Annotated in this window: 17 protein-coding genes; 10 read left to right on the top strand and 7 right to left on the bottom strand. The window is 70.7% G+C overall.

Annotated elements, in window-relative coordinates; translation table 11 throughout:
• Positions 1-94 precede the first annotated feature (94 nt).
• The gene (locus ABD259_RS22085) at positions 95-649 is read left to right on the top strand and encodes a UTRA domain-containing protein (protein ID WP_344165083.1); all 555 of its coding nucleotides are present in this window, start codon (positions 95-97) and stop codon (positions 647-649) included.
• 492 nt (positions 650-1,141) lie between these two features.
• On the opposite strand, the gene ABD259_RS22080 is transcribed toward ABD259_RS22085, so the two are convergent.
• Positions 1,142-3,184: a hypothetical protein gene (locus ABD259_RS22080; protein ID WP_344165080.1), complete on the bottom strand. Its 2,043-nt coding sequence runs from the start codon at positions 3,182-3,184 to the stop codon at positions 1,142-1,144.
• Between the two features lie 21 nt (positions 3,185-3,205).
• On the bottom strand, positions 3,206-4,651 hold the full coding sequence (locus ABD259_RS22075; RefSeq protein ID WP_344103720.1) for a sigma 54-interacting transcriptional regulator: 1,446 nt from the start codon (positions 4,649-4,651) through the stop codon (positions 3,206-3,208).
• A gap of 251 nt (positions 4,652-4,902) precedes the next feature.
• Here ABD259_RS22075 and ABD259_RS22070 point away from each other — a divergent pair, with 251 nt between their 5' ends.
• On the top strand, positions 4,903-6,063 hold the full coding sequence (locus ABD259_RS22070; RefSeq protein ID WP_344165112.1) for an FIST signal transduction protein: 1,161 nt from the start codon (positions 4,903-4,905) through the stop codon (positions 6,061-6,063).
• 146 nt (positions 6,064-6,209) lie between these two features.
• Entirely contained in the window at positions 6,210-7,655 is a 1,446-nt protein-coding gene (locus ABD259_RS22065) for a hypothetical protein (RefSeq protein WP_344103722.1), read from the top strand.
• Positions 7,656-7,692: 37 nt separating this feature from the next.
• Here the strand turns inward: ABD259_RS22065 and ABD259_RS22060 are convergent, their stop codons facing one another.
• The 4 genes from ABD259_RS22060 to ABD259_RS22045 form a co-directional block, all read right to left on the bottom strand.
• Entirely contained in the window at positions 7,693-8,274 is a 582-nt protein-coding gene (locus ABD259_RS22060) for an RDD family protein (RefSeq protein WP_344103724.1), read from the bottom strand.
• Position 8,275: 1 nt separating this feature from the next.
• A complete protein-coding gene (locus ABD259_RS22055) occupies positions 8,276-8,953 on the bottom strand; it encodes an RDD family protein (protein WP_344103727.1) in 678 nt (225 codons plus the stop codon).
• 132 nt (positions 8,954-9,085) lie between these two features.
• Positions 9,086-9,586, bottom strand: coding sequence for a transcription elongation factor GreA (gene greA, locus ABD259_RS22050; protein ID WP_344103729.1), 501 nt, complete (start codon positions 9,584-9,586; stop codon positions 9,086-9,088).
• 254 nt (positions 9,587-9,840) lie between these two features.
• Positions 9,841-10,257 (bottom strand): DUF4307 domain-containing protein, encoded by a 417-nt coding sequence (locus ABD259_RS22045; protein ID WP_344103731.1) that lies wholly within the window; start codon positions 10,255-10,257, stop codon positions 9,841-9,843.
• A gap of 164 nt (positions 10,258-10,421) precedes the next feature.
• Between ABD259_RS22045 and mca the strand changes: the two genes are divergently transcribed.
• The 4 genes from mca to ABD259_RS22025 all read left to right on the top strand — a co-directional run bounded on the left by mca (position 10,422) and on the right by ABD259_RS22025 (position 14,383).
• Positions 10,422-11,300, top strand: a complete 879-nt coding sequence (mca, locus tag ABD259_RS22040; protein WP_344165077.1) for a mycothiol conjugate amidase Mca — start codon at positions 10,422-10,424, stop codon at positions 11,298-11,300.
• A 5-nt stretch (positions 11,301-11,305) separates the two neighbouring features.
• Positions 11,306-11,539, top strand: a complete 234-nt coding sequence (locus ABD259_RS22035; RefSeq protein ID WP_344165074.1) for a hypothetical protein — start codon at positions 11,306-11,308, stop codon at positions 11,537-11,539.
• A gap of 57 nt (positions 11,540-11,596) precedes the next feature.
• Positions 11,597-13,579, top strand: a complete 1,983-nt coding sequence (locus tag ABD259_RS22030) for a thioredoxin domain-containing protein (RefSeq protein WP_344165072.1) — start codon at positions 11,597-11,599, stop codon at positions 13,577-13,579.
• Between the two features lie 144 nt (positions 13,580-13,723).
• Positions 13,724-14,383 (top strand): hypothetical protein, encoded by a 660-nt coding sequence (locus ABD259_RS22025; RefSeq protein WP_344165069.1) that lies wholly within the window; start codon positions 13,724-13,726, stop codon positions 14,381-14,383.
• Between the two features lie 80 nt (positions 14,384-14,463).
• Here the strand turns inward: ABD259_RS22025 and ABD259_RS22020 are convergent, their stop codons facing one another.
• Entirely contained in the window at positions 14,464-15,837 is a 1,374-nt protein-coding gene (locus ABD259_RS22020) for a serine/threonine-protein kinase (protein ID WP_344165066.1), read from the bottom strand.
• Positions 15,838-16,019: 182 nt separating this feature from the next.
• On the opposite strand from ABD259_RS22020, the gene ABD259_RS22015 reads away from it, so the two are divergent.
• The 3 genes from ABD259_RS22015 (at position 16,020) to phoH2 (ending at position 19,152) form a co-directional block, all read left to right on the top strand.
• Positions 16,020-16,613: an RNA polymerase sigma factor gene (locus ABD259_RS22015; RefSeq protein ID WP_344103744.1), complete on the top strand. Its 594-nt coding sequence runs from the start codon at positions 16,020-16,022 to the stop codon at positions 16,611-16,613.
• Positions 16,614-16,746: 133 nt separating this feature from the next.
• Positions 16,747-17,508: an isoprenyl transferase gene (locus ABD259_RS22010; protein WP_344103746.1), complete on the top strand. Its 762-nt coding sequence runs from the start codon at positions 16,747-16,749 to the stop codon at positions 17,506-17,508.
• A gap of 381 nt (positions 17,509-17,889) precedes the next feature.
• Positions 17,890-19,152: an RNA 5'-3' helicase PhoH2 gene (gene phoH2 / locus ABD259_RS22005; RefSeq protein WP_344103882.1), complete on the top strand. Its 1,263-nt coding sequence runs from the start codon at positions 17,890-17,892 to the stop codon at positions 19,150-19,152.
• Positions 19,153-19,292: the final 140 nt, after the last annotated feature.

The raw sequence follows: 19,292 nt of genomic DNA, 5'->3' as shown, positions 1-19,292 counted from the left end.
AGGAAAAAGTGCGCTCGGTGGCGGATCCTGCCATCACAAAACGGGGTATGGCACCACCGTTCATCCCCGAACGCCAGAGGAAAAGGTGGTCCGAGTGACCGAGGAATCCCCTGCCTTTCGGTATCCGGCTGCCCGTGAACGCGTCCGCGACGACGCGGCCGACTGTGACGCGCTGGACCAATTCGTCAAAGACGCGGGGCGAAGTCCCGGAAAAGAACTCCAGGTCAGCCGGGAAGAATCCGTCCCCTCGCCGATCGCCGAGCGGATGGGCGCCAAAGTCGCCGTGGTGCGCCGGGCCGTCCGTCGCATCGACGACCGTCCTGTCTCCGTCGAAACCTCCTACTACCCCACCGATCTCGCCTCCGGAACCGAGCTGGAGTCCGACGAGGACATCCGCCGCGGCACCATCAAACTCCTGGCCGACAACGGGCACGTCCAGGTCGGCTACCGCGACGAGGTGGTCCCCCACATCCTCGACGAACACGAGGCCCGGGACCTCACCGCCGCCAAGGGCACCGCTGCTGTGTGTGTGGTCCGCACCGCCTGGTCACGCGACCGCGTCCTCCGGGTGACCACCACGGTCACCCCCATCGGCGGCGACGTCGTCCTCTGCTACGACATCGGCGAACCGGCACCGGCCGGAGCCTGATACCGGGCTAGCCACCACCGTCACCCGGGCGAGACGACGGCGGCAGGGGGGCAGGACTCGGGCTGACGAGCGCGTCCGGGTGCGGTGGACGGCGGGTCTGCTGGGCGGCCTTGTTGGTGGACATCCTGTCCGATGTTCTGTGGTGAAAAGCGGCACCGAGGCCGGAAGGGGGTGGGGGCGCCGGTCCTGTGAGGGGTGTGGCCGAGCCGGGGTCGCGGTGTGCGGGGCTCTTCTCGCTTCGCGTGACGGGGCTTCCGCAATGCGGGACCATAATCCCGCCCCGGTCCCCGTCTGGCGATGATCATGGCTAGGAACCCGATTGTGTCCGTTATGCCGGGACAATCCCCATGATCATCGCCGATTGGGCTGCGGACAGCACTTTCCGCCCTTGGTGCCGCTTTTCACCACAGGGCACGGGAACGGCGACCACCAACAAGGCCGCCCAGCAGACCCACCCCATGAGGCCTTGACCGGATGGGACGCCCCCTGCGCCTAGCGGTCCGTCGGGATCCCGCGGCGTTGGGCGAGGAAGTCGCGGAGGACCCGTGTGCCGAGGTCGGTGCCGTCGGGGCGGATCACGTCGCCGCCGTTGCGGCGGGTGATCGTGTCGGCGAAGGTGCGCAGGCCGGGGTCGTCGGCGAGGACAACGACGCGGAGGCGGGCACCGCGGCGGGTCATGCGGTCGACCTCGGCGAGGGTCGCGGCCGTGGTCTGTGCGGATGCGGGCCATTGGAACCTCGGGGAGCCATCCCGGGCCAGATGGGCGGTGGGTTCGCCGTCGGTGATGACCAGGACGATCGGCGCGAAGTCCGGATGGCGGTCCAGGTGGCGCCCGGCCAGGGCGAGGGCGTGCTGGAGGTTAGTGCCCTGGACACGCTGCGGGGTGAGTTCGGGGAGATCGGTGGCGGGGATGTCCCGCGCGTGGTCATCGAACCCGATGATCCGGATGGCGTCCTGCGGAAATCGGGTCCCCACCAGGGTGTGCAGGGCCATGGCGGTCTGCTTGGTGCTGGTCCACAGGCCGCGCCGCACCATCGAGTAGGAGAGGTCGACCAGCAGGCACACAGCGGCGGACGTCCGATGCTCGGTCTCGGCGACCTCGATGTCCGCTGGACGCGGCCGCACACGGCCCTCAGGGGTCGATCGGCCGCCCGCGATGGCGTTTCCCAGCGTGCGGACCACGTCGATGGGCCTCTCGTCCCCGGGCTCCGCGGGGCACGTGGTACCCGTGGGCTCCCCGGTCGCGCCGAGGGGGGCCGCGCTGTGCCCGTTCCACCCACCGTGCCCCCCGGGGCGCCGCGGGGCGGGCCGGTCGGCGGCGAGGAGGTCGCGGAGTGCGGTTTCGCCGAGCCGCCGGAGCGCCTTGGGGGTCAGCCGGGGGCGGTTGCGCGTTCCCCGCAGGTAGCCCGCGTCGCGGAGGCCGCGTTCGATGGCGCGGAGGCGGTTCACGCTGTCGACGGCGCTGTGGCCGAGCGCGCGGCGTACCGCCGCGTCGTCGATGTCCTCCAGGGCGGCCCCCGGGTAGTCCTGGCCCAGCGCGGTCTCCAGTTCGGCGAGGTCGGCCAGCTCCCGCAGGGCGGACGCCGCCTCACCCAGGTCGAGGGCGCCGGGGCCGTCCATCGGCTCGGCGCCGGACCAGGCGAGGCCGGGGTGCCGACGGCGCAGCGTTCCCGAGAGCACGTCGAGCCCGGGGGTGAGCCCTTCGGCCTCGATGACCTGATCGGCCAGCGAGGTCAGCTCCTCGCGCTCCTCCGGGGGCAGGGAATCCAGTACCCGTTGTGCGGCGGCCGCCCGGCGCGCCAGCGTGTCGACGAGATCGTCGAGGTCGCGCGGCCGCTCCGGGAAGAAGTCCCCGTGCTCGGCCATGAACCGGTCGAAGGCGGCCGGGGTGTGCGCGCCGCGGTCGTCGTCGGCAAGCAGGGCGTTGAGTGCCGCGAGCATCGCCCGCACCCCCCGGGGATCGCGGGGGCCCGGCTGTTTCCGGCCCGCGTCCACTGGCGGGGCGTCGCGCTCCTCGGCGGTGCCGTGCAGGCCGGGGAACCGGCTGGCCAGCGTCTCGCGGAACACATGGTCGAGCAGCCGCTCGTAGCAGGTGCGGGCGGTCTCGGAGCGCCACCGGTAGGTGGCCAGCCGCTGAACCGCCGCGGCCGTGGCGTCGGGAAGCGAGGCGAGTTCGGCCTCGCGCAATCGCGCGTCGTCGGAACCGTCGGCGGCCAGGACGGCGCGCTCCTCCGAGATCGCCTGGTCGAGTAGGGCGCGGGCCTCACGCAGCGTGCCGTCGAGGCGTCCGCGCGCGCGGATCCGCTCGATGCGCTCACCGACCCGGCGCCGCAGCTCCTCCAGGCCGACGGGGGACCCCCGGCCCCCGCTGTCGTGCGCCCCCGTCCGCAGCAGCTCGCGCAGGGCGGCGCCGGGCCGGGCACCGGCCATGACGCCGCGCCCCACCTCGTCCAGGGCGCCCCGGATGTCGAGGGGCGGTGCCAAGGGGTCGGGGCCGCCCTCGAACGCCCTGTACCGGACGCGGTCCATGCGCATCCCTCCCGTGTCCCTCCTCCCTCAGGTCCGGTAGACCGCGCGGTCCTCCAGCTGTTCCTTCGAGAGCCGACGGTTCAGGTAGAGACCCTCCATGGCGAACTCCAGCACCGCGGCGGCGTACCCCGCGTACCCCTCGCATTCTGTGGGATCGCCGGAGCCCTGCTCGGGCTCGACGCGGGTCACCAGAGCGGCCAGGCCGGGGAGGGAGCCGACGCCGCTCAGCAGCTCGGCGGCGCTGACGCGCTCACCCGCCTCGACCTTGGTTCCGTCGGCGAACAGGTCGGTCAGCGGAGCGAGGGTCGCCTCGTCCACGGTGTGCCGGAACGCCTCTGCGGTGGCCCGACGCAGGAGGTGGCTGAGGACCTCGGTCTCCCGCCCTTCCTCTCCGGCCTCGAACTCGACCTTGCCGACCAGCGTCTCCACGATCGGCGGCAGGTCACAGACGCGGGCCACCGGCCGCTGCTCACCGATGAGCGCCGCGCGGCGCTCGGCCGCGGCCGCGGCGGTCTCGATCCCGGCGATGGCGAACCGGGCGGACACGCCGGAGCGGGCGTCCACCGAGGAGGACCCGCGCACCAGCCGGGTGAACCGGGCAACGACCTCCACCAGGTGGCGGGGCACGGTGACGGCGCCGCTCAATGCCGCCTCCTGGCGGATCAACGCGGTCTCGTCGTCCAGTTCCCGCGGGTAGTGGGTGCGGATCTCCGCTCCGAAGCGGTCCTTGAGCGGCGTGATGATGTGTCCGCGGTTGGTGTAGTCCTCGGGATTGGCACTGGCGACCAGCAGCATGTCCAGCGGCAGTCGCAGCGCGAAGCCGCGGACCTGGACGTCGCGCTCTTCCAGCACGTTGAACAGGCCGACCTGGATCCGCGCGGGCAGGTCGGGCAGCTCGTTGAGGCAGAACACGCCGCGGTTGGCCCGCGGGACCAGCCCGTAGTGTAAGCTCTCCGGGTCGCCGAGGCTGCGCCCCTCGGCCAGCCGGACCGGGTCGATGTCGCCGATGAGGTCGCCGACGCCGGTGTCGGGCGTGCACAGCTTCTCGCCGTAGCGGTCCGAGCGGTGGACCCAGGCGACCGGCAGGTCGTCGCCGGTCTCGGCGGCCAGGCGCCGGCAGCGGGAGCACACCGGCGCGTAGGGGTGGTCGTTGATCGGGCAGCCCTCGATGACGGGCGACCACGCGTCGAGGAGGCCGGTGAGCGTGCGGATCAGCCGCGACTTGCCCTGCCCGCGTTCGCCGAGTAGGACGATGTCGTGCCCGGCCAGCAGCGCGCGCTCCAGCCGGGGCAGGACGGAGGCCGAGAAGCCGAGGATGCCGGGGAAGCGCTCGTCCCCGGAGCGGAGGCGGGCCAGCAGGTTCTCCCGCACCTCGGCCTTGACCGTGCGGTGCGTGTGGCCCGCGGCGCGCAGGGCGCCGAGCGTCGGGGGAGCGTTGTCGGGAGCTGTGTGCGCGGATGTGACGGGGGACACGGCGTCGAGTGTACGCGCGCCGTGCGCGGCTCGACCGGCGAACCCTGCCCTCTCGCGCCGGGCACCTCCTCCCGCCTGCGATGACCGGAACAGGGGCGGAGGGGATCGCGGTCACGGGTCGCGGGGGATAACAGGGGTGACGGCCGTATCAGATGAGATGAGCGGGGTAGCGGGAAGAGTATGACGTCCTGGCGACCGCAGTAGGGTCCAGGAGAAGGCTTTTGACCATGACGATGTGGGGTGGCGGACGAGTGGCCAGGTTCGGTGATGCGCTGGCGACGGGCGCGGACCTCGTGAGCGCCGCGGAGCGGGCGGTGCTGGCCGCGGTACGCCCGCTTGAGGGACCGGCGGACCTCATCTGCTTCTGGACCAGCGGTGCTGACCCGGAAGAGGTGGTCCTGGCCGGGGAGCGCGTCATGGCGCTGGCGGACGGCGCGGTGACCATCGGCTGTACCTCCGGCGGCGTCATCGGCGGCGGTCGCGGCGTGGAGGACCAGGGCGCCGTGAGCGTGTGGGCGGCCCGGATGCCGTCCGTCACCATCACCCCGTTCCGCCTGGACACCGTGCCCGACGGCGACCACCTCGCCGTCGTGGGTATGCACGAGCCGACACCGGTCGACCAGGCCGCGTTGCTGCTGGTGGACCCCTACGAGTTCCCGACCCAGGCGTTCGTCGAGCGCTCCACCGACGCCCTGGGCGGCCTGCCGTTCGTCGGCGGGCTCGCCAGTGGCGCGCAGGGACCGGAGTCGGTGCGGCTCTTCGCCGACGGCGAGGTCGCCGACTGCGGCGCCGTGGGGCTGATGCTGGGAGGCTCCGGCATCGTCGGCACCATGGTCAGCCAGGGCTGCCGCCCCGTGGGCCCGGCCATGGCGGTCACCAAGTCCGACGGCAACATGATCCTGGAGTTGGCCGGGGCGCCTGCCTACGAGCGGCTGGAGAACCTCATCAACGCGCTGCCGCCGGAGGAGCAGGAGCTCGCCGCGCAGGGCCTGCACATAGGCATCGCCATGGACGAGTACGCCGACCGCCACGAGCGCGGGGACTTCCTGGTGCGCTCGGTAGTGGCCGCCGACCCCGAGCTGGGCGCGATCACGATCGGCGACATGGTGGAGATCGGCCAGACGGTGCGATTCCAGGTCCGCGACCGCGACACGGCCGGCGCCGACCTGCGCGAGCGGCTGCGCATGTTCGACGAGGACACCGGGGGCCGCAGCGCCGCCGCACTGCTGTTCTCCTGCAACGGGCGCGGCTCCACCCTGTTCTCCAGCGCCGACCACGACGTCCGGATGGTCCGCCAAGCCCTCGGGATCGACGCGGTGAGCGGCTTCTTCGCCGCCGGCGAGATCGGCCCCGTGGCCGGTCGCAACCACCTGCACGGGTTTACCGCCTGTCTGCTCTCCTTCGAGGCGTAGGCGATGTCAACCCCCCTCATCGCTCTTTTGACGTCGCCTTAGTTGGATCTTTACCGCGCCGTCTGCCATGCCCGGCGCGCCAATTTTGTGACTCCTTGTCGGTTCATGCTTACTGATGGTGGCGCAAAGGCGCTCTGGGAGAAATCATGACGCATGCCTTGTTGAAAACCGGCGCGGTCGCGGCGCTCGGAGCGCTGGCGTTCGCGTCACTGCCACCGGGTGAGCAGGCAGCCAGCGCGGCGGGTCGGGTACCGCTCCACGGCTCGAACGGGAGATGGATCGAAGAGGACCTGATGTCCGCCGACCGCGTCGGGGCCGCCCTGGAGGGGGACGGTATCCGCGTCGGGCGCCAGACGCACCAGCCGCTCGGGGCGTCGCTGCGCACCACGCGGCCGGACCGGGTCTCCGGCGGCGCGGCGGACGAGCGGCCCCGATTCGGCACCGCGCTGGCGCGGGAGGTCGGAGCGGCCCTGGCGACCTTCCCGGCCCACGAGTTGGACGACCCCGCGTCGGCCGTGGACGTCGCCGTGGACACCACCGGCGACGCCGAGGACTTCCAGGTCGAAGTGCGCGGGCTCCGGCCGGACGGGATCTGGACCGAGTGGCGGCAGGCCCCTGGCGCCAAGGCGATGTCCCCCAGGGGCCGAGGGAGCCTCGCGAAGGGGCACCGCGTCGCTCTCTCCACGCCGGTCGAGCAGGTACAGGTGCGTGTGGGGATCACCCTGGACGCCGATGAGGACACCGCGCTGCGCGGCGTCCGCATTCGCCCGTCGAAGGCGGAGCGGGGCGACCAGAAGCCAGCGGGCGGACCGTTCTCCGCGCGGCTGTTCGCGACCCGGATCGGACAGGTCGGCGCGCTTACCGCGAACGGCCACCGGATCCGGGCGAACGACCAGTTCGTCGCTCTTCCGTCGCGCCGCGGGCTGGCCACCCGTGGCGGCAGCGAGTACACGGTCCGGGTCTGCACGACGGATGGCACGCGGCGATGCGTGTACATGCCCGTATGGGACGTGGGGCCGTGGAACACCAAGGACGACCACTGGAACGCCGAACGCGAGAAGTGGAAGGATCTCCCCCACGGCAAGCCGCAGGCGCAGGCGGCCTACAGCGATGGGTACAACGGGGGGCGCGACGGCTTCGGACGCAAGGTGGCCAATCCGGCCGGGATCGACCTCGCCGACGGCGCGTTCCGCGAGGGCCTGGGCCTGCGGAGCAACGCGTGGGTCATGGTCGACTACCTGTGGACCGCGGGGTACACGCACCGCGCCGAGGTCGGCACCGCCTCGCAGGTCGATCCCGTGATCATCCGTCCGGGGCCGGCCGCCTCGTTCCCGGCGAGCGGCCTGGCCGCGCACAAGGCCACCATTGACGTCCACTGCCAGACCTCGGGGGACCGGGCCACCGGCCCCCAGGGCGAGACCGACGTCTGGTACCGCATCGGCGAAGAGAACTACGTCCCCGCGGCCTTCGTCAAGGGGGGAGAGTCCGCCCCGCCGTGCCCTGCGCGGGAGTCCACCGACGACACGGGCCACCAAGAGGAGGCCGATCCGGAGCCGTCCGGGACGGACGGCGAGGACGAGCGGTCCGCCTGACGGGCGACGGGCCGAGCCGACCGCGATGGGGCCGCGGCTAGACGTAGGGGGGCGGGTGGGCGGGGGCACGCCGGGTGCTGATGACCACGGTCCTGGCCGCCCTGTCGTGCAGACTCTGCCCGAGCCGGGTGTCGGGCCCGGCGAACGCGCAGTCGACGAGCACCCAGACGTGGCCGATGCACGGGACGCTGTGCGGTAGCCCGAAGATCGCGGCCCGGCCGACGGCCTGGCCCTGGCTGAGCCGTCCGCCGTCGGCGGCCCGCACCACCTTGAGCGACATCACCAGCTGCCCGAGGGTGCGGCCCCAGGCGATGTGGAACAGCCAATCGTAGAAGAAGATGAGGAGCCCCCAGCCGAAGAACCAGAGGAACGCCCAGACGTTGTAGTACTCCTCGGACAGCTCGGCCTCGAAGCCCGCGGGGTTAGCGGCCGAGAAGGCCAACGACACGAGCATGAAGAAGGCGAATGCGAACGCGGACAGCGCCAGGTAGTCGATGATCCGCGCGACCACCCGCGCCCCGAACCTCGCCGTAACCGGATCCGGCCTGCTACCGGGGGCCGGCCCGGGGAAGGGAGGAGGTCCGTACGGTGGGCCGGAGTTCCATGGGGGAGTGTGCACGCTACTTCTCGATCACGATCGTGCTGATGGCCTTGTCGTGCAGCGTCTGCCGCTTCGGCTCGTCCCACAGGGGCCAGAGGAGGTCGAGCAGGGCGCCGATGAAGCTGCCGCCCATGCCGATCACCCGGTAGACCACTTCGCGCCAGGCGGAGGTCGCCTTTGTCGGCGGGCGCAGGGTGTGCAGGGAGACGACCTGGATCCCGAGGGCGCGTTTGCCCAGCGTCTGCCCGGACTTCGCGTGGCACAGCCAGCGGTAGCAGAAGGTCGCCCCGAACGCGGCGCCAAACGTCAGCATCACCAGGGAGATGAGGACGTAGCGCTCCACCGGGCCGTCCGATGTCAGCACATAGGCGATCCCGAAGCCGGCCGCGACGATGACCGCCACCATGAGGATCATGATCGCGGTGTCGATGAGGTGGGCGGCGACGCGCTGCCCATAGCTCGCGGTCGGCAGCGGAGGAGCGGCGGGGGAACCGGCGTAGCCGGGGTACGCGGGATAGCCCGGGTCGGGCGGCCCGTACCCGGGTGGGGGATAGCCGGGTGCCGCAGCGTTCGGGGGTATCGGCCCGTGGGCCCCGGGATCGGGAGGCGGACCGTATCCGCCGTCCCCGCCCTGCGGTGCGGGAGCGCCGTGCGCCGGATATCCGGAATTCCGGGCATTCCATGAAGGAGTAGTCACCGCGGCATTATGCCTGATACCAGGGCCGCGCCGCGGCGGGGTTCGCGGGGTTCGCGGCGCTCGCGGGACAAGGCGCCCCAACGCGGAAGGGGTGGCTCGTGGCCACCCCCTCCGCAGTTGATACGACGGAGGCTAGGCGCCGCCGTACGGGACGGCGTCGACGATGTCCACCTTCAGGCTCTTGCCGTTCGGCAGGGTGTATTCCGCCGAATCGCCGATCTTCTTGCCCGTGATCGCGCTACCCAGCGGTGACTTGGGGGAGTAGACGTCGATCGGAGCCCCGCTCTCCTCCCGCGAGGCGAGCAGGAACGTGATCTCCTCGTCGTCGCCTTCGAACTTGACGGTCACGGTCATACCGGGGCCGACTTCGCCCGCCGTGCGCGGGGCCTCGCCCACACGCGCATTGCGCAGGATCGCCTGGAGCTGTGCGATGCGGGCCTCGATCTTGCCCTGCTCTTCCTTGGCGGCGTGGTAGCCGCCGTTCTCTCGCAGGTCACCCTCTTCGCGGGCGGCTTCGATCTTGTCGGCTATCTCGATGCGACCAGGCCCCGACAGGTGCTCCAGCTCCGCCTTGAGCCGGTCATACGCCTCCTGAGTCAGCCAGGTGACGTTGTCATCGCGGGTCTCGGTCACGGGAACTCCCTTTGGTGCGACTAGTAACTGCGAACCGCCATCCGGCCGCAGATGAACTTACGAGATTATCACCGTGCACTGTCGGTGGCCCGGCCCTTCGTTTCCCTCACCAGGCCGCATGCCCTGCCCGGACAGGCCGTGGGCGCGCGGTGCGAGGCGGGGGAGCCGAAGGTCGGCGTTGACCGTGGTGCGACGGGGTGGACATCGGCTGACAGGGGCGGGATCGGCGTGGACCCCGGTTCGAAGGGACGGGACTACTCTTCCGAACCTTGTTCCCTGCACGAGGTCACTTCTACCGCCGATGCCGTACGAACCGTTTCAACGTTGGTAGTGACGTTGCGGTTTCCGGCCTTGATCTCCACGCGGGCCTGACCGACCTCAACGTGGTGGGCGTCGGTGGCGCTGATCACACAGACCGCGGGGCTGCCGCTGTTCACCTGGAAGGTGATGGTGGCCTCTTCGTCGGACTCGGCGTTCCAGGCGATGGTTTGATACGAGACGCCCCCGGTGTGGCCACCGTAGCTCATCAGTGCTGAGCCCCACCCGACGGTGAAGACCCCGGCGCCCAGCAGGCCCATCAGGAAGATGAACGGCTTGTTCCCGTAGAGACGCCTCATGCCCCGGGCCGGTGGGGCGGCGTCGGGGGTCGAAGCGGAAGGGCTGTCGGGCATACGGGAATCTCCGAACGTGCGGGCTACGTTGTCTAAGATAGCTCCGTCCTGAGTGACTCCCGCTCCACCCCCGCTCCTCGCGAGTTTCGAGGCCGGGAGCACGGTGACGTTCCTGGCGGAGCGGTCGATCTCAGCTTCCGCGACTATCCAAGGGGATTCGTCCGTTGTCCGAGCGCTTGCGGCTGATGGCCGTTCATGCCCACCCTGATGATGAGTCCAGCAAAGGCGCCGCCACCATGGCGCGCTACGTCAGCGAAGGCGTCGAAGTGCTGGTCGTCACACTGACTGGAGGAGAACGCGGCTCCATCCTCAACCCCGCCATGGACCGCCCGGAGATCGTCGCCAACATCGGCGAGGTCCGCCGCAAGGAGATGGCCGAGGCACGCCAGATCCTCGGCGTGCACCAGGAATTCAGCGGTTTCGTCGACTCCGGCCTGCCCGAGGGCGACCCGCTGCCCCCGCTCCCGGAGGGCTGCTTCGCGCTGCAGCCGCTCGACGTGGCCTCCGAGCCGCTGGTCCGCTCCGTGCGCTCCTTCAAGCCGCACGTGGTGCTCACCTACGACGAGAAAGGCGGCTACCCGCACCCCGACCACATCATGACCCACAAGGTCTCGGTCGAGGCCTTCGACGCCGCGGGCGACCCCGAGCGCTACCCCGAGGCCGGCGACCCGTGGCAGCCCCTCAAGCTCTACTACCACGTCTCCTTCCCCCGCGTCCGGTTCGAGGCCCTCTCCCAGCTGCTCGACGAGCGCGGGCTGGACAACCCCTACAAGGAGTGGATGCAGAGCATCGATACGAGCGAGTGGCCGGAGTGGGAGATCACCACCCAGGTCCGCTGCGACGCGTACTTCGAGACCCGCGACCGCGCCCTCATCGCGCACGCCACCCAGATCGACCCCAACGGGTTCTGGTTCGCCGTGCCGATGGACGTCCAGCGCGAGGCCTGGCCGTATGAGGACTACCACCTCGCACGGTCCCTCGTGGACACCGACATCCCGGAGAAGGACCTGTTCGCAGGGGTCCGCGAGGCAGTGAGAGCATAGTAGGTATGAAGCCCGCTCTCGTCCTCGCCCAGACCGAACTCGACGTCGACGCGATCACCCCCGGGGTGCTCGGGTTCATCGTCGTCGCCCTGATCGGGGTCGCCCTCTACCTGCTGATGAAGTCCATGAGCAAGAAGCTCGTCGGCGTCCGGCAGGCGAACTTCGACGCCGACGCGTCGCAGGCCGAGAGCGGCACCGCCAATGGGACCGGGGCCGAACCGGGGGACCGCACGTCCTAGACGCGCGCCACGCGCCCCCCGTGTGTCGGGCCCGGCCTGCTCGGGCAGGGTGGGGACATGTCCAATCGTCTTGCCGACGCGACCAGTCCCTACCTCCTCCAGCACGCCCAGAACCCCGTCGACTGGCAGCCCTGGGGTGAGGAGGCCTTCGCCGAAGCCCACCGCCGGCAGGTCCCCATTCTGCTCTCCGTGGGGTACGCGGCCTGTCACTGGTGCCACGTCATGGCGCACGAGTCCTTCGAGGACCAGGCCACCGCCGACCTGATGAATGCCAACTTCGTCAACATCAAGGTCGACCGCGAGGAGCGCCCCGACGTCGACGCCGTGTACATGGAGGCCACCCAGGCCATGACCGGCCAGGGCGGTTGGCCCATGACCGTCTTCACCACCCCCGACGGCGCACCCTTCTACTGCGGGACGTACTTCCCCCGCGAGCACTTCCAACGGCTCCTCCGCGGCGTCTCGCGCGCCTGGGAGCAGGAGCGCGAGGGTGTCCTGGAGCAGGGCCGCCGCGTCGTGGAGGCGCTGAGCGCCCCCCGGTCGCTGCCCAAGGCGGCGCCACCCGGCCCCGAGGCGCTGGACACCGCCGTCGCCGCGCTGGCCCGCGACTACGACGACGTTAACGGCGGCTACGGCAGTGCGCCCAAGTTCCCGCCGTCCATGGTGCAGTCCTTCCTGCTCGCCTACCATGCCCGCACCGGCGACCAGCGCAGCCTGGACGCCGCCGTCCACACGGCCGAGGCGATGGCCCGGGGCGGCATGTACGACCAGCTCGGCGGTGGTTTCGCGCGCTACTCGGTGGACGCGGCGTGGGTCGTGCCGCACTTCGAGAAGATGCTCTACGACAACGCCCTGCTCGCCCGCGCCTACACCCGGCAGTGGCGCGTCACCGGCGATGGTCTCGCACGGCGGGTCGCGTGCGAGACCCTCGACTGGATGGTCGCCGACCTGCGCACAGCCGAAGGCGGCTTCGCCTCCGCCTTGGACGCCGACAGCGAAGGCGAGGAGGGCCGCTACTACGTCTGGACACCCGAACAGCTGCGCGCCGTGCTCGGGGACGACGACGGTGCCTGGGCCGCCGACCTCTACGGCGTCACCGCGGCCGGAACCTTCGAGCACGGCAGCTCGGTGCTGCAACTGCGCTCCGACCCCGGCGACCCCGACCGCTACGCCCGCGTCCGCGCCGCGCTGCTGGCCGCGCGCGCCCAGCGTGTCCGGCCGGAGCGCGACGACAAGGTGGTGGCCGCCTGGAACGGCCTGGCGATCGCCGCGCTGGCCGAGGCCGGTGCCCTATTCGACCGCCCTGACCTGGTGGACCACGCCCGCGCCGCCGCGCGCCTCCTCCGCGATGTCCACATGTACGACGGCCGGATCCTGCGTACCTCGCGCGACGGCGCTGCGGGCGCGAGCGCCGGTGTCCTGGAGGACTACTGTGATGTCGCCGAGGGCCTGCTGGCGCTGCACGCCGTCACCGGCGAACCCGAGTGGGTGGCCCTAGCGGGCGGGCTGCTGGACACGGTCCTGGACCACTTCGCCGACGGCGAGGGCGGCTTCTTCGACACCGCCGACGACAGCGAGGCGCTGTTCAACCGCCCTCGGGACCCGACGGATAACGCGACGCCCTCCGGCTGGTTCGCCGCCGCCGGGGCGCTGCTCGCCTACGCCGGACTGACCGGGGCGGCCCGCTACCGGCAGGCCGCCGAGGCGGCGCTGTCCCCGGTGACGCTGCTCGCCGAGAAGGCCGCGCGCTTCGCCGGGTGGGGGCTGACCGTGGCCGAGACGCTGCTCAGCGGACCGCTGGAGATCGCCGTGGTCGGTCCTCGGGACGATCCGCGTACCGGGGAACTGCACCGCACCGCGCTGCACCACGCCCCCTTCGGCACCGCGCTGACCCTGGGCGACGGCACCGACGACGGCGGGATCCCGCTGCTCAGGGACCGGCCCCTGGTGGACGGCGCCCCGGCGGCCTACGTCTGCCAGGGATTCACCTGCGACCTGCCCGTCACCACACCCGAGCGGTTGCGGGAACGCCTGCGCTGAAAGCCGCGTTGGGAGACAAGAAACGCGTGCGGGGCGGCCGATACCGCCGTCCGCACGCGGGTCACACTGGGCTGTACGGGGAATGATCCGCATCGCGGAGCGCCTCCCTCGAAAAGGCGGCGGACGGGCTGATCCAGGAGTGCCATGACGGAGCATGCCGGGGGGCGCAGGCGGAGCGCGGCCGGGCTGCTCGTCGCGGGCACCGTGCTGGCGACCGGGTGCGCCACGCCCCACCTCGACACCCTCCCCGGCCTGGCCCGCCCCGTGGCCTCGGCGTCCGATGGCGTCCGTCTGGATGAGGGCGACCAGGCCTACTCCTACCGCAACATCCACCTCGTGCTGCCGAAGGGCTGGTCGGCGCGCTTCTCCGATGACTGCCTGACGCCTCCCGACGCCGAGAGCGGGCGCGCGTACGTCTGCCCGCCCACCGCGCTGCGCATCACGGCACGGGCCGCCAAGTACGGCCAGATCGATCCCAAGGGCAAGGACCTCAGCAGCCGGGACGGGTGGAAGCGCCCGTGGTCGGTCTGCCCCGACGCGGCGACCACGGGCGGGACGGCGCCCCAGGGGCAACCCGAGACGGTGGCGGAGCTCGGCCGCCGGAATTTCACCGCGGTCAGCGGGGAACGCGTGGAGTCCGCGGCGTGGATCCTCCGCTGCGCCGGTGTACGGTTCGACAGCCGGGTCTGGTACGTCCCCGAGGTGGACGTGGAGCTCAGCGTCGCGGCCATCACCGACATGGAGCACAGTGACGGCTATGACGCCATCGCGCGCTCGCTGGACTTCTCCCGCTACCAGAAATGACTGCCCCTCCGTTGATCTCGGCGATATCGACCGAATACCGGCGAGTATTCGGTCGATACTGCCGAGATCAACGGAGGAGGTCACTCCAGCAGCCGGGTGCCGTCGATGACCCGGTCGACGATCCCCGGGCGCTGGTCGGGCTGGCGCACCTCCACATAGATGCTCTCCTGGCCCTCCCGGGCGTGCAGAATGGCGGCGCCGAACCGGGGCGCGCACTCGTCCCACTCCCGGATCTCCCCGGTCCACCGCTCGGTGTCGACCGTCCGCCGCACGGGCTCACCGGGGCAGGGGACGGAGTCGATGAGCTCGTCCAGGCCGGGCCGCTCCGCCGACCGCGGGAGCAGCCCGGCGAACACCCCGTAGGAGGGCGCGCCGGCATCCCGCCACCGCCCGATGTCGGTGGAGACCAGGACCCCGGGCTGCTTTCCGCCGAGGATCCCCAGCTCGCGCGGCTCCCACCCGTTCCCGTGCGCCTGGTGCGCCCATGCGTGCGGTACGGCGACGACGAACCGCCCGCTGAGGTCGCGCACATCGATGAACCGCAGCCCCGGCAGCGCGGCCGCACCGGTGGTGGTCATCAGCACCGCGGCGGTGAGCACGGCAGCGGCCGTGCGCACCCACTTGGGCCGGTGCCGCATCCACCACGGCACCGAGGTGGGCAGTCCGGGCGTCATACGGATCGCGCGCACCCGGTCGGTGAAGGCCTGGGCGTCCGGCGGGCGGTTGGTGCGATCCGGCGACAGCGCCGCCATGATCAGCTCGTCGAGGGCCGGCGGCAGGCCGGGGCGGATCCGGCCCGGCGGGGTCCGCACCGGAGGTGACGGCGGGGGTCGGCCGGTGATGAGTTCATAGGCGACCGCTCCCAGCGAGTACACGTCGGCGCGGACGTCGATGTCGCCACCGGGCACGCTCTGCTCCGGCGACATGTACCCGGGCGTGCCCGCCGCCGCGGTGAAGCCGGACGCCTGGTCGATGCTCTTGGCGAAGCCGAGATCGGCCACGAGCACCCGCTGCCCCACCGGACTGGACAGGAGTAAGACGTTGGACGGCTTGATGTCCCTGTGAATGGTGCCGTGCCGGTGCAGCACCGTGACGCCTTGGCCGATTTCGGTCAGTAACCGCAGCGCTTCGTCGAGCGGCAGCGGCCCGTTGGCGACGAGATCGGCGACACTTCCCTGGTCGGCGTAGGTCATGACCATGTACGGGCGTTCGTCGGGCAGGACGTCCAGGTCGTGTACGCGCACCAACCAGTTGGAGTCGGTTTGCCGAAGTATGCGAGCCTCTTCCATGAAACGTTGGTGTACGTCCATCCGGCGAGCCCAGTTCTCGGCCAAGACCTTGATGGCCACCGGGGTGTCGAGGCGGTCGTCGTGCGCGAGCCACACCGTCGCGAACGCGCCGGAGCCCAGATGGCGTATGACGCGGTAACGGCCGAACATGTCCGGTTGTGCCACAGCTACTGCTTTACCGGTGCCGCCCGGGCCAAACGTCCTTACTCACGGGGTGTCCAGGGCCGACCGGGCCCCTTGGGGGCTTGTCCACCTCCATCCCAGGATGTGAACCTCATAGAGGGGGATGGGCGTGTAACAGCTGGATGGCATGGAATTCTTCTTCTTCAGTCAGGGAGTGACCAACCGTGGGAAACGCTGAGAAGGGCTCGTCACCGCGCCGTCCGGCCGCGAGGGTCGACGACTCCCTGGAAGAGCTCGCGGTACTCGCCCGCGACGGCGACCAGGCGGCGCTGGAGGAGCTGATCCGCCGCATCCAGCCGGAGGTACTGCGGCGGTGCGCGCGCTTCCTGCCCTACCGCCAGGACGCCGAGGAGGCCTGCAACGACGCGTTGCTGCGGGTGGCACGCAACATCGGCGGGTTCAAGGGCGATTCGCTGTTCACCACCTGGCTCTACACCGTCGTCTCGAACTCGGCGCGCCAGACCTATCGGTCGATGAAGCGCCGCGCCGCCGAGCTGCCCACCGAGGCCGAGCGCATCCCCAACCAGCGCGACCCGCGCACGACGAGTGTCATCGCGGGATCGCGCATCGACCTGCTGGAAGCCCTCGACCAGCTGGAGAAGGACCGGCCCAACCTGGTGGCCCCGTTGGTCCTCCGGGACCTGTGCCAGATGGACTACAACGAAATTGCCGAGGAACTCGATCTGGCTCTGGGCACGGTGAAATCGCGGATCCATCAGGGCCGGAAGCATGTGCGCAAGTCGCTTGCTGTGACATAGGAGGAGTAAACAGGCCTACCCTGGAGAAGTTTTCCCGTGCTCACGCACCGGTGGCCTGTTGAGCCGTGATCGGGTGTGAGCGCCCCGGCGGTAATCCGGCCTCCCCCCGAACATCGGCGAAAGGTAGCGACCCATGGGGTTCCGCGATCCCCTCTACTGGCTCTACGAGCGTCGGCTGGAGCGCAAGCTCGACAGCTACGAGATCCCCCGACACGTCGGCGTGATCCTCGACGGCAACCGCCGATGGGCGAAGACCAGTGGGCTGGCCAAGGTCGAGCAGGGGCACCAGGCCGGCGCCGAGAAGATCTTCGAACTGCTGGGCTGGTGCGACGAAGTCGGCGTGCAGGTGGTCACGATGTGGCTGCTGTCCACCGACAACCTCACCCGCCCGCCCGAAGAGCTCGACCCGCTGCTGGAGATCATCGAGAACACCGTGCGGCGGCTGCAGGCCGAGGGCTGGCACGTGAACCCCATGGGCGCCCTCGACCTGCTGCCCGATTCGACCGCCCGTGTCATGAAAGAGGCGGGCGCGGCCACATCCGGCAACTCCGGGCTGATTGTCAATGTTGCCGTGGGGTATGGGGGAAGACGTGAGATCGCCGACGCGGTGCGGTCGCTCCTCCTCGCCGAGGCGGCCAAGGGCACCAGCATTGAGGAGCTCGCCGAGCGCCTCGACCTGGAGCACATCGCGGAGCATCTCTATACCCGCGGCCAGCCCGACCCGGATCTGCTCATCCGGACCTCGGGGGAGCAGCGCCTTTCCGGCTTCCTGCTCTGGCAGAGCGCGCACTCGGAGTTCTACTTCTGCGAGGTCTTCTGGCCTGCCTTCCGCAGAGTCGACTTCCTGCGCGCGGTCCGCTCCTACGGCGCGCGGAGCCGACGCTACGGCGGCTGAGCCGGCCCCCCTCCACCCTCACCCGGACACCAGCGGGGAAAGGAGGAAGACGCGTGTTACCGGGCGTTCACATGCCGTCTCACCTGGGGGTCTTGCTCTTCTGTGGGACGTCGGTACCGTCAATAGCAGTGGATGGTGCGTATCTGTCCACACGGGAGGCCCCGAACGGTTGAGGTCCTGGTCGCACGAGGAACTCATGGTGACGAGGGCCGGTCCCGGCCCTGTCGGGGCTGGTCCCGGTCCTTGGTATCCCGTGAGAGAAGGGCGCCTTCGTGGTGCCCAAGGGGAGAACGAGTGGCTAGTTCCTCGACCTACCGCCGCGATCTCGACACCCTCGACACGTCCGCTCCGCTGACGGGGACGGAACAGCGGCGAACCTACGTGCTCGACACCAGCGTCCTGCTGGCCGACCCGATGGCGATCACCCGATTCGCCGAGCACGGGGTGGTCCTGCCGATCGTGGTGATCACCGAACTGGAGAGCAAGCGCCACCACCCGGAACTGGGCTACTTCGCCCGGGAGGCGCTGCGCAGGCTGGACGACCTCCGGGTCGCCCAGGGGAGTCTCGACGTCGACGTCCCGGTCAACGAGCAGGGCGGCACGCTGCGGGTAGAGCTCAACCACAGCGACCAGTCCGTCCTCCCGGCCGGATTCCGGCTCGGCGACAACGACACCCGGATCCTCACCGTCGCCCGCAATCTGCACGACACGGGCGACGTCGTGCTGGTCAGCAAGGACCTGCCGATGCGCATCAAGGCGTCGTCCATCGGCCTGGCGGCCGAGGAGTACCGCGCCGAACTCGCCATCGAGCACGGCTGGACCGGCATGGCCGAACTGGAGGTCCCCGCGCACGAGGTGTCCGCGCTCTTCGAGAACGGGACGGCCGACATCGAGGAGGCCCGCGACCTGCCCTGCCACACCGGACTCGTGCTGGTCTCGGAGCGCGGCAAGGCACTGGGCCGGGTCCTTCCCGACAAGTCGGTGAAGGTGGTCCGGGGCGACCGCGACGTCTTCGGCCTGCACGGACGCAGCGCCGAGCAGCGCATCGCGCTCGACCTGCTGACCGACCCCGACGTCGGCATCGTCTCGCTCGGCGGCCGCGCCGGCACCGGCAAGTCCGCGCTCGCGCTGTGCGCCGGGCTCGACGCGGTGCTGGAGAAGGGCCGGTACCGCAAGGTCATGGTGTTTCGTCCGCTGTACGCGGTCGGCGGCCAGGACCTCGGCTACCTTCCCGGCACCGAGAACGAGAAGATGTCGCCCTGGTCCCAGGCGGTGCACGACACCCTCTCCGCGGTCACCACGCCCGAGGTCATCGAGGAGGTCGTCGACCGGGGCATGCTGGAGGTCCTGCCGCTCACCCACATCCGGGGCCGCTCGCTCCACGACGCGTTCGTCATCGTCGACGAGGCCCAGTCCCTGGAGCGGGGGGTCCTGCTCACGGTGCTCTCGCGGCTCGGCGAGAACTCCCGCGTGGTGCTCACCCACGACGTCGCGCAGAGCGACAACCTGCGGGTGGGCCGGTACGACGGGGTTGTCGCGGTGATCGAGAAGCTCAAGGGCCACCCGCTCTTCTCGCACATCACGCTCACCCGCTCCGAGCGCTCCCCGATCGCCGCGCTCGTCACCGAGATGCTGGAAGGCTGACCCGGTGTGTGCGGGCGGCGCGCCGCCCGCACACACCCCGCACTCCCACCTGCGATGACCCGAGGCATCGACGTGATTGTCGGCCGTGATCCGGCCGGTGTCCCCGCGATCGTCGCGGGAGCGGGCCAGCCTGGGCGGTC

This window comes from Nocardiopsis rhodophaea (genome assembly GCF_039530945.1).
Taxonomy (GTDB): Bacteria; Actinomycetota; Actinomycetes; order Streptosporangiales; family Streptosporangiaceae; genus Nocardiopsis_C; species Nocardiopsis_C rhodophaea.
The sequence above is the reverse complement of the archived record's forward strand: the minus strand, read 5'-3'. Positions and strand labels throughout refer to the sequence as shown.

Excerpts from the sequence above, each read along its gene's own strand:
- ABD259_RS22045 (WP_344103731.1), bottom strand. The coding sequence starts at position 10,257 with ATGCCCGACAGCCCTTCCGCTTCGACCCCCGACGCCGCCCCACCGGCC.
- ABD259_RS22065 (WP_344103722.1), top strand. The coding sequence starts at position 6,210 with ATGACGCATGCCTTGTTGAAAACCGGCGCGGTCGCGGCGCTCGGAGCG.
- ABD259_RS22025 (WP_344165069.1), top strand. The coding sequence starts at position 13,724 with ATGACGGAGCATGCCGGGGGGCGCAGGCGGAGCGCGGCCGGGCTGCTC.
- ABD259_RS22010 (WP_344103746.1), top strand. The coding sequence starts at position 16,747 with ATGGGGTTCCGCGATCCCCTCTACTGGCTCTACGAGCGTCGGCTGGAG.
- ABD259_RS22035 (WP_344165074.1), top strand. The coding sequence starts at position 11,306 with ATGAAGCCCGCTCTCGTCCTCGCCCAGACCGAACTCGACGTCGACGCG.
- ABD259_RS22080 (WP_344165080.1), bottom strand. The coding sequence starts at position 3,184 with ATGCGCATGGACCGCGTCCGGTACAGGGCGTTCGAGGGCGGCCCCGAC.
- ABD259_RS22030 (WP_344165072.1), top strand. The coding sequence starts at position 11,597 with ATGTCCAATCGTCTTGCCGACGCGACCAGTCCCTACCTCCTCCAGCAC.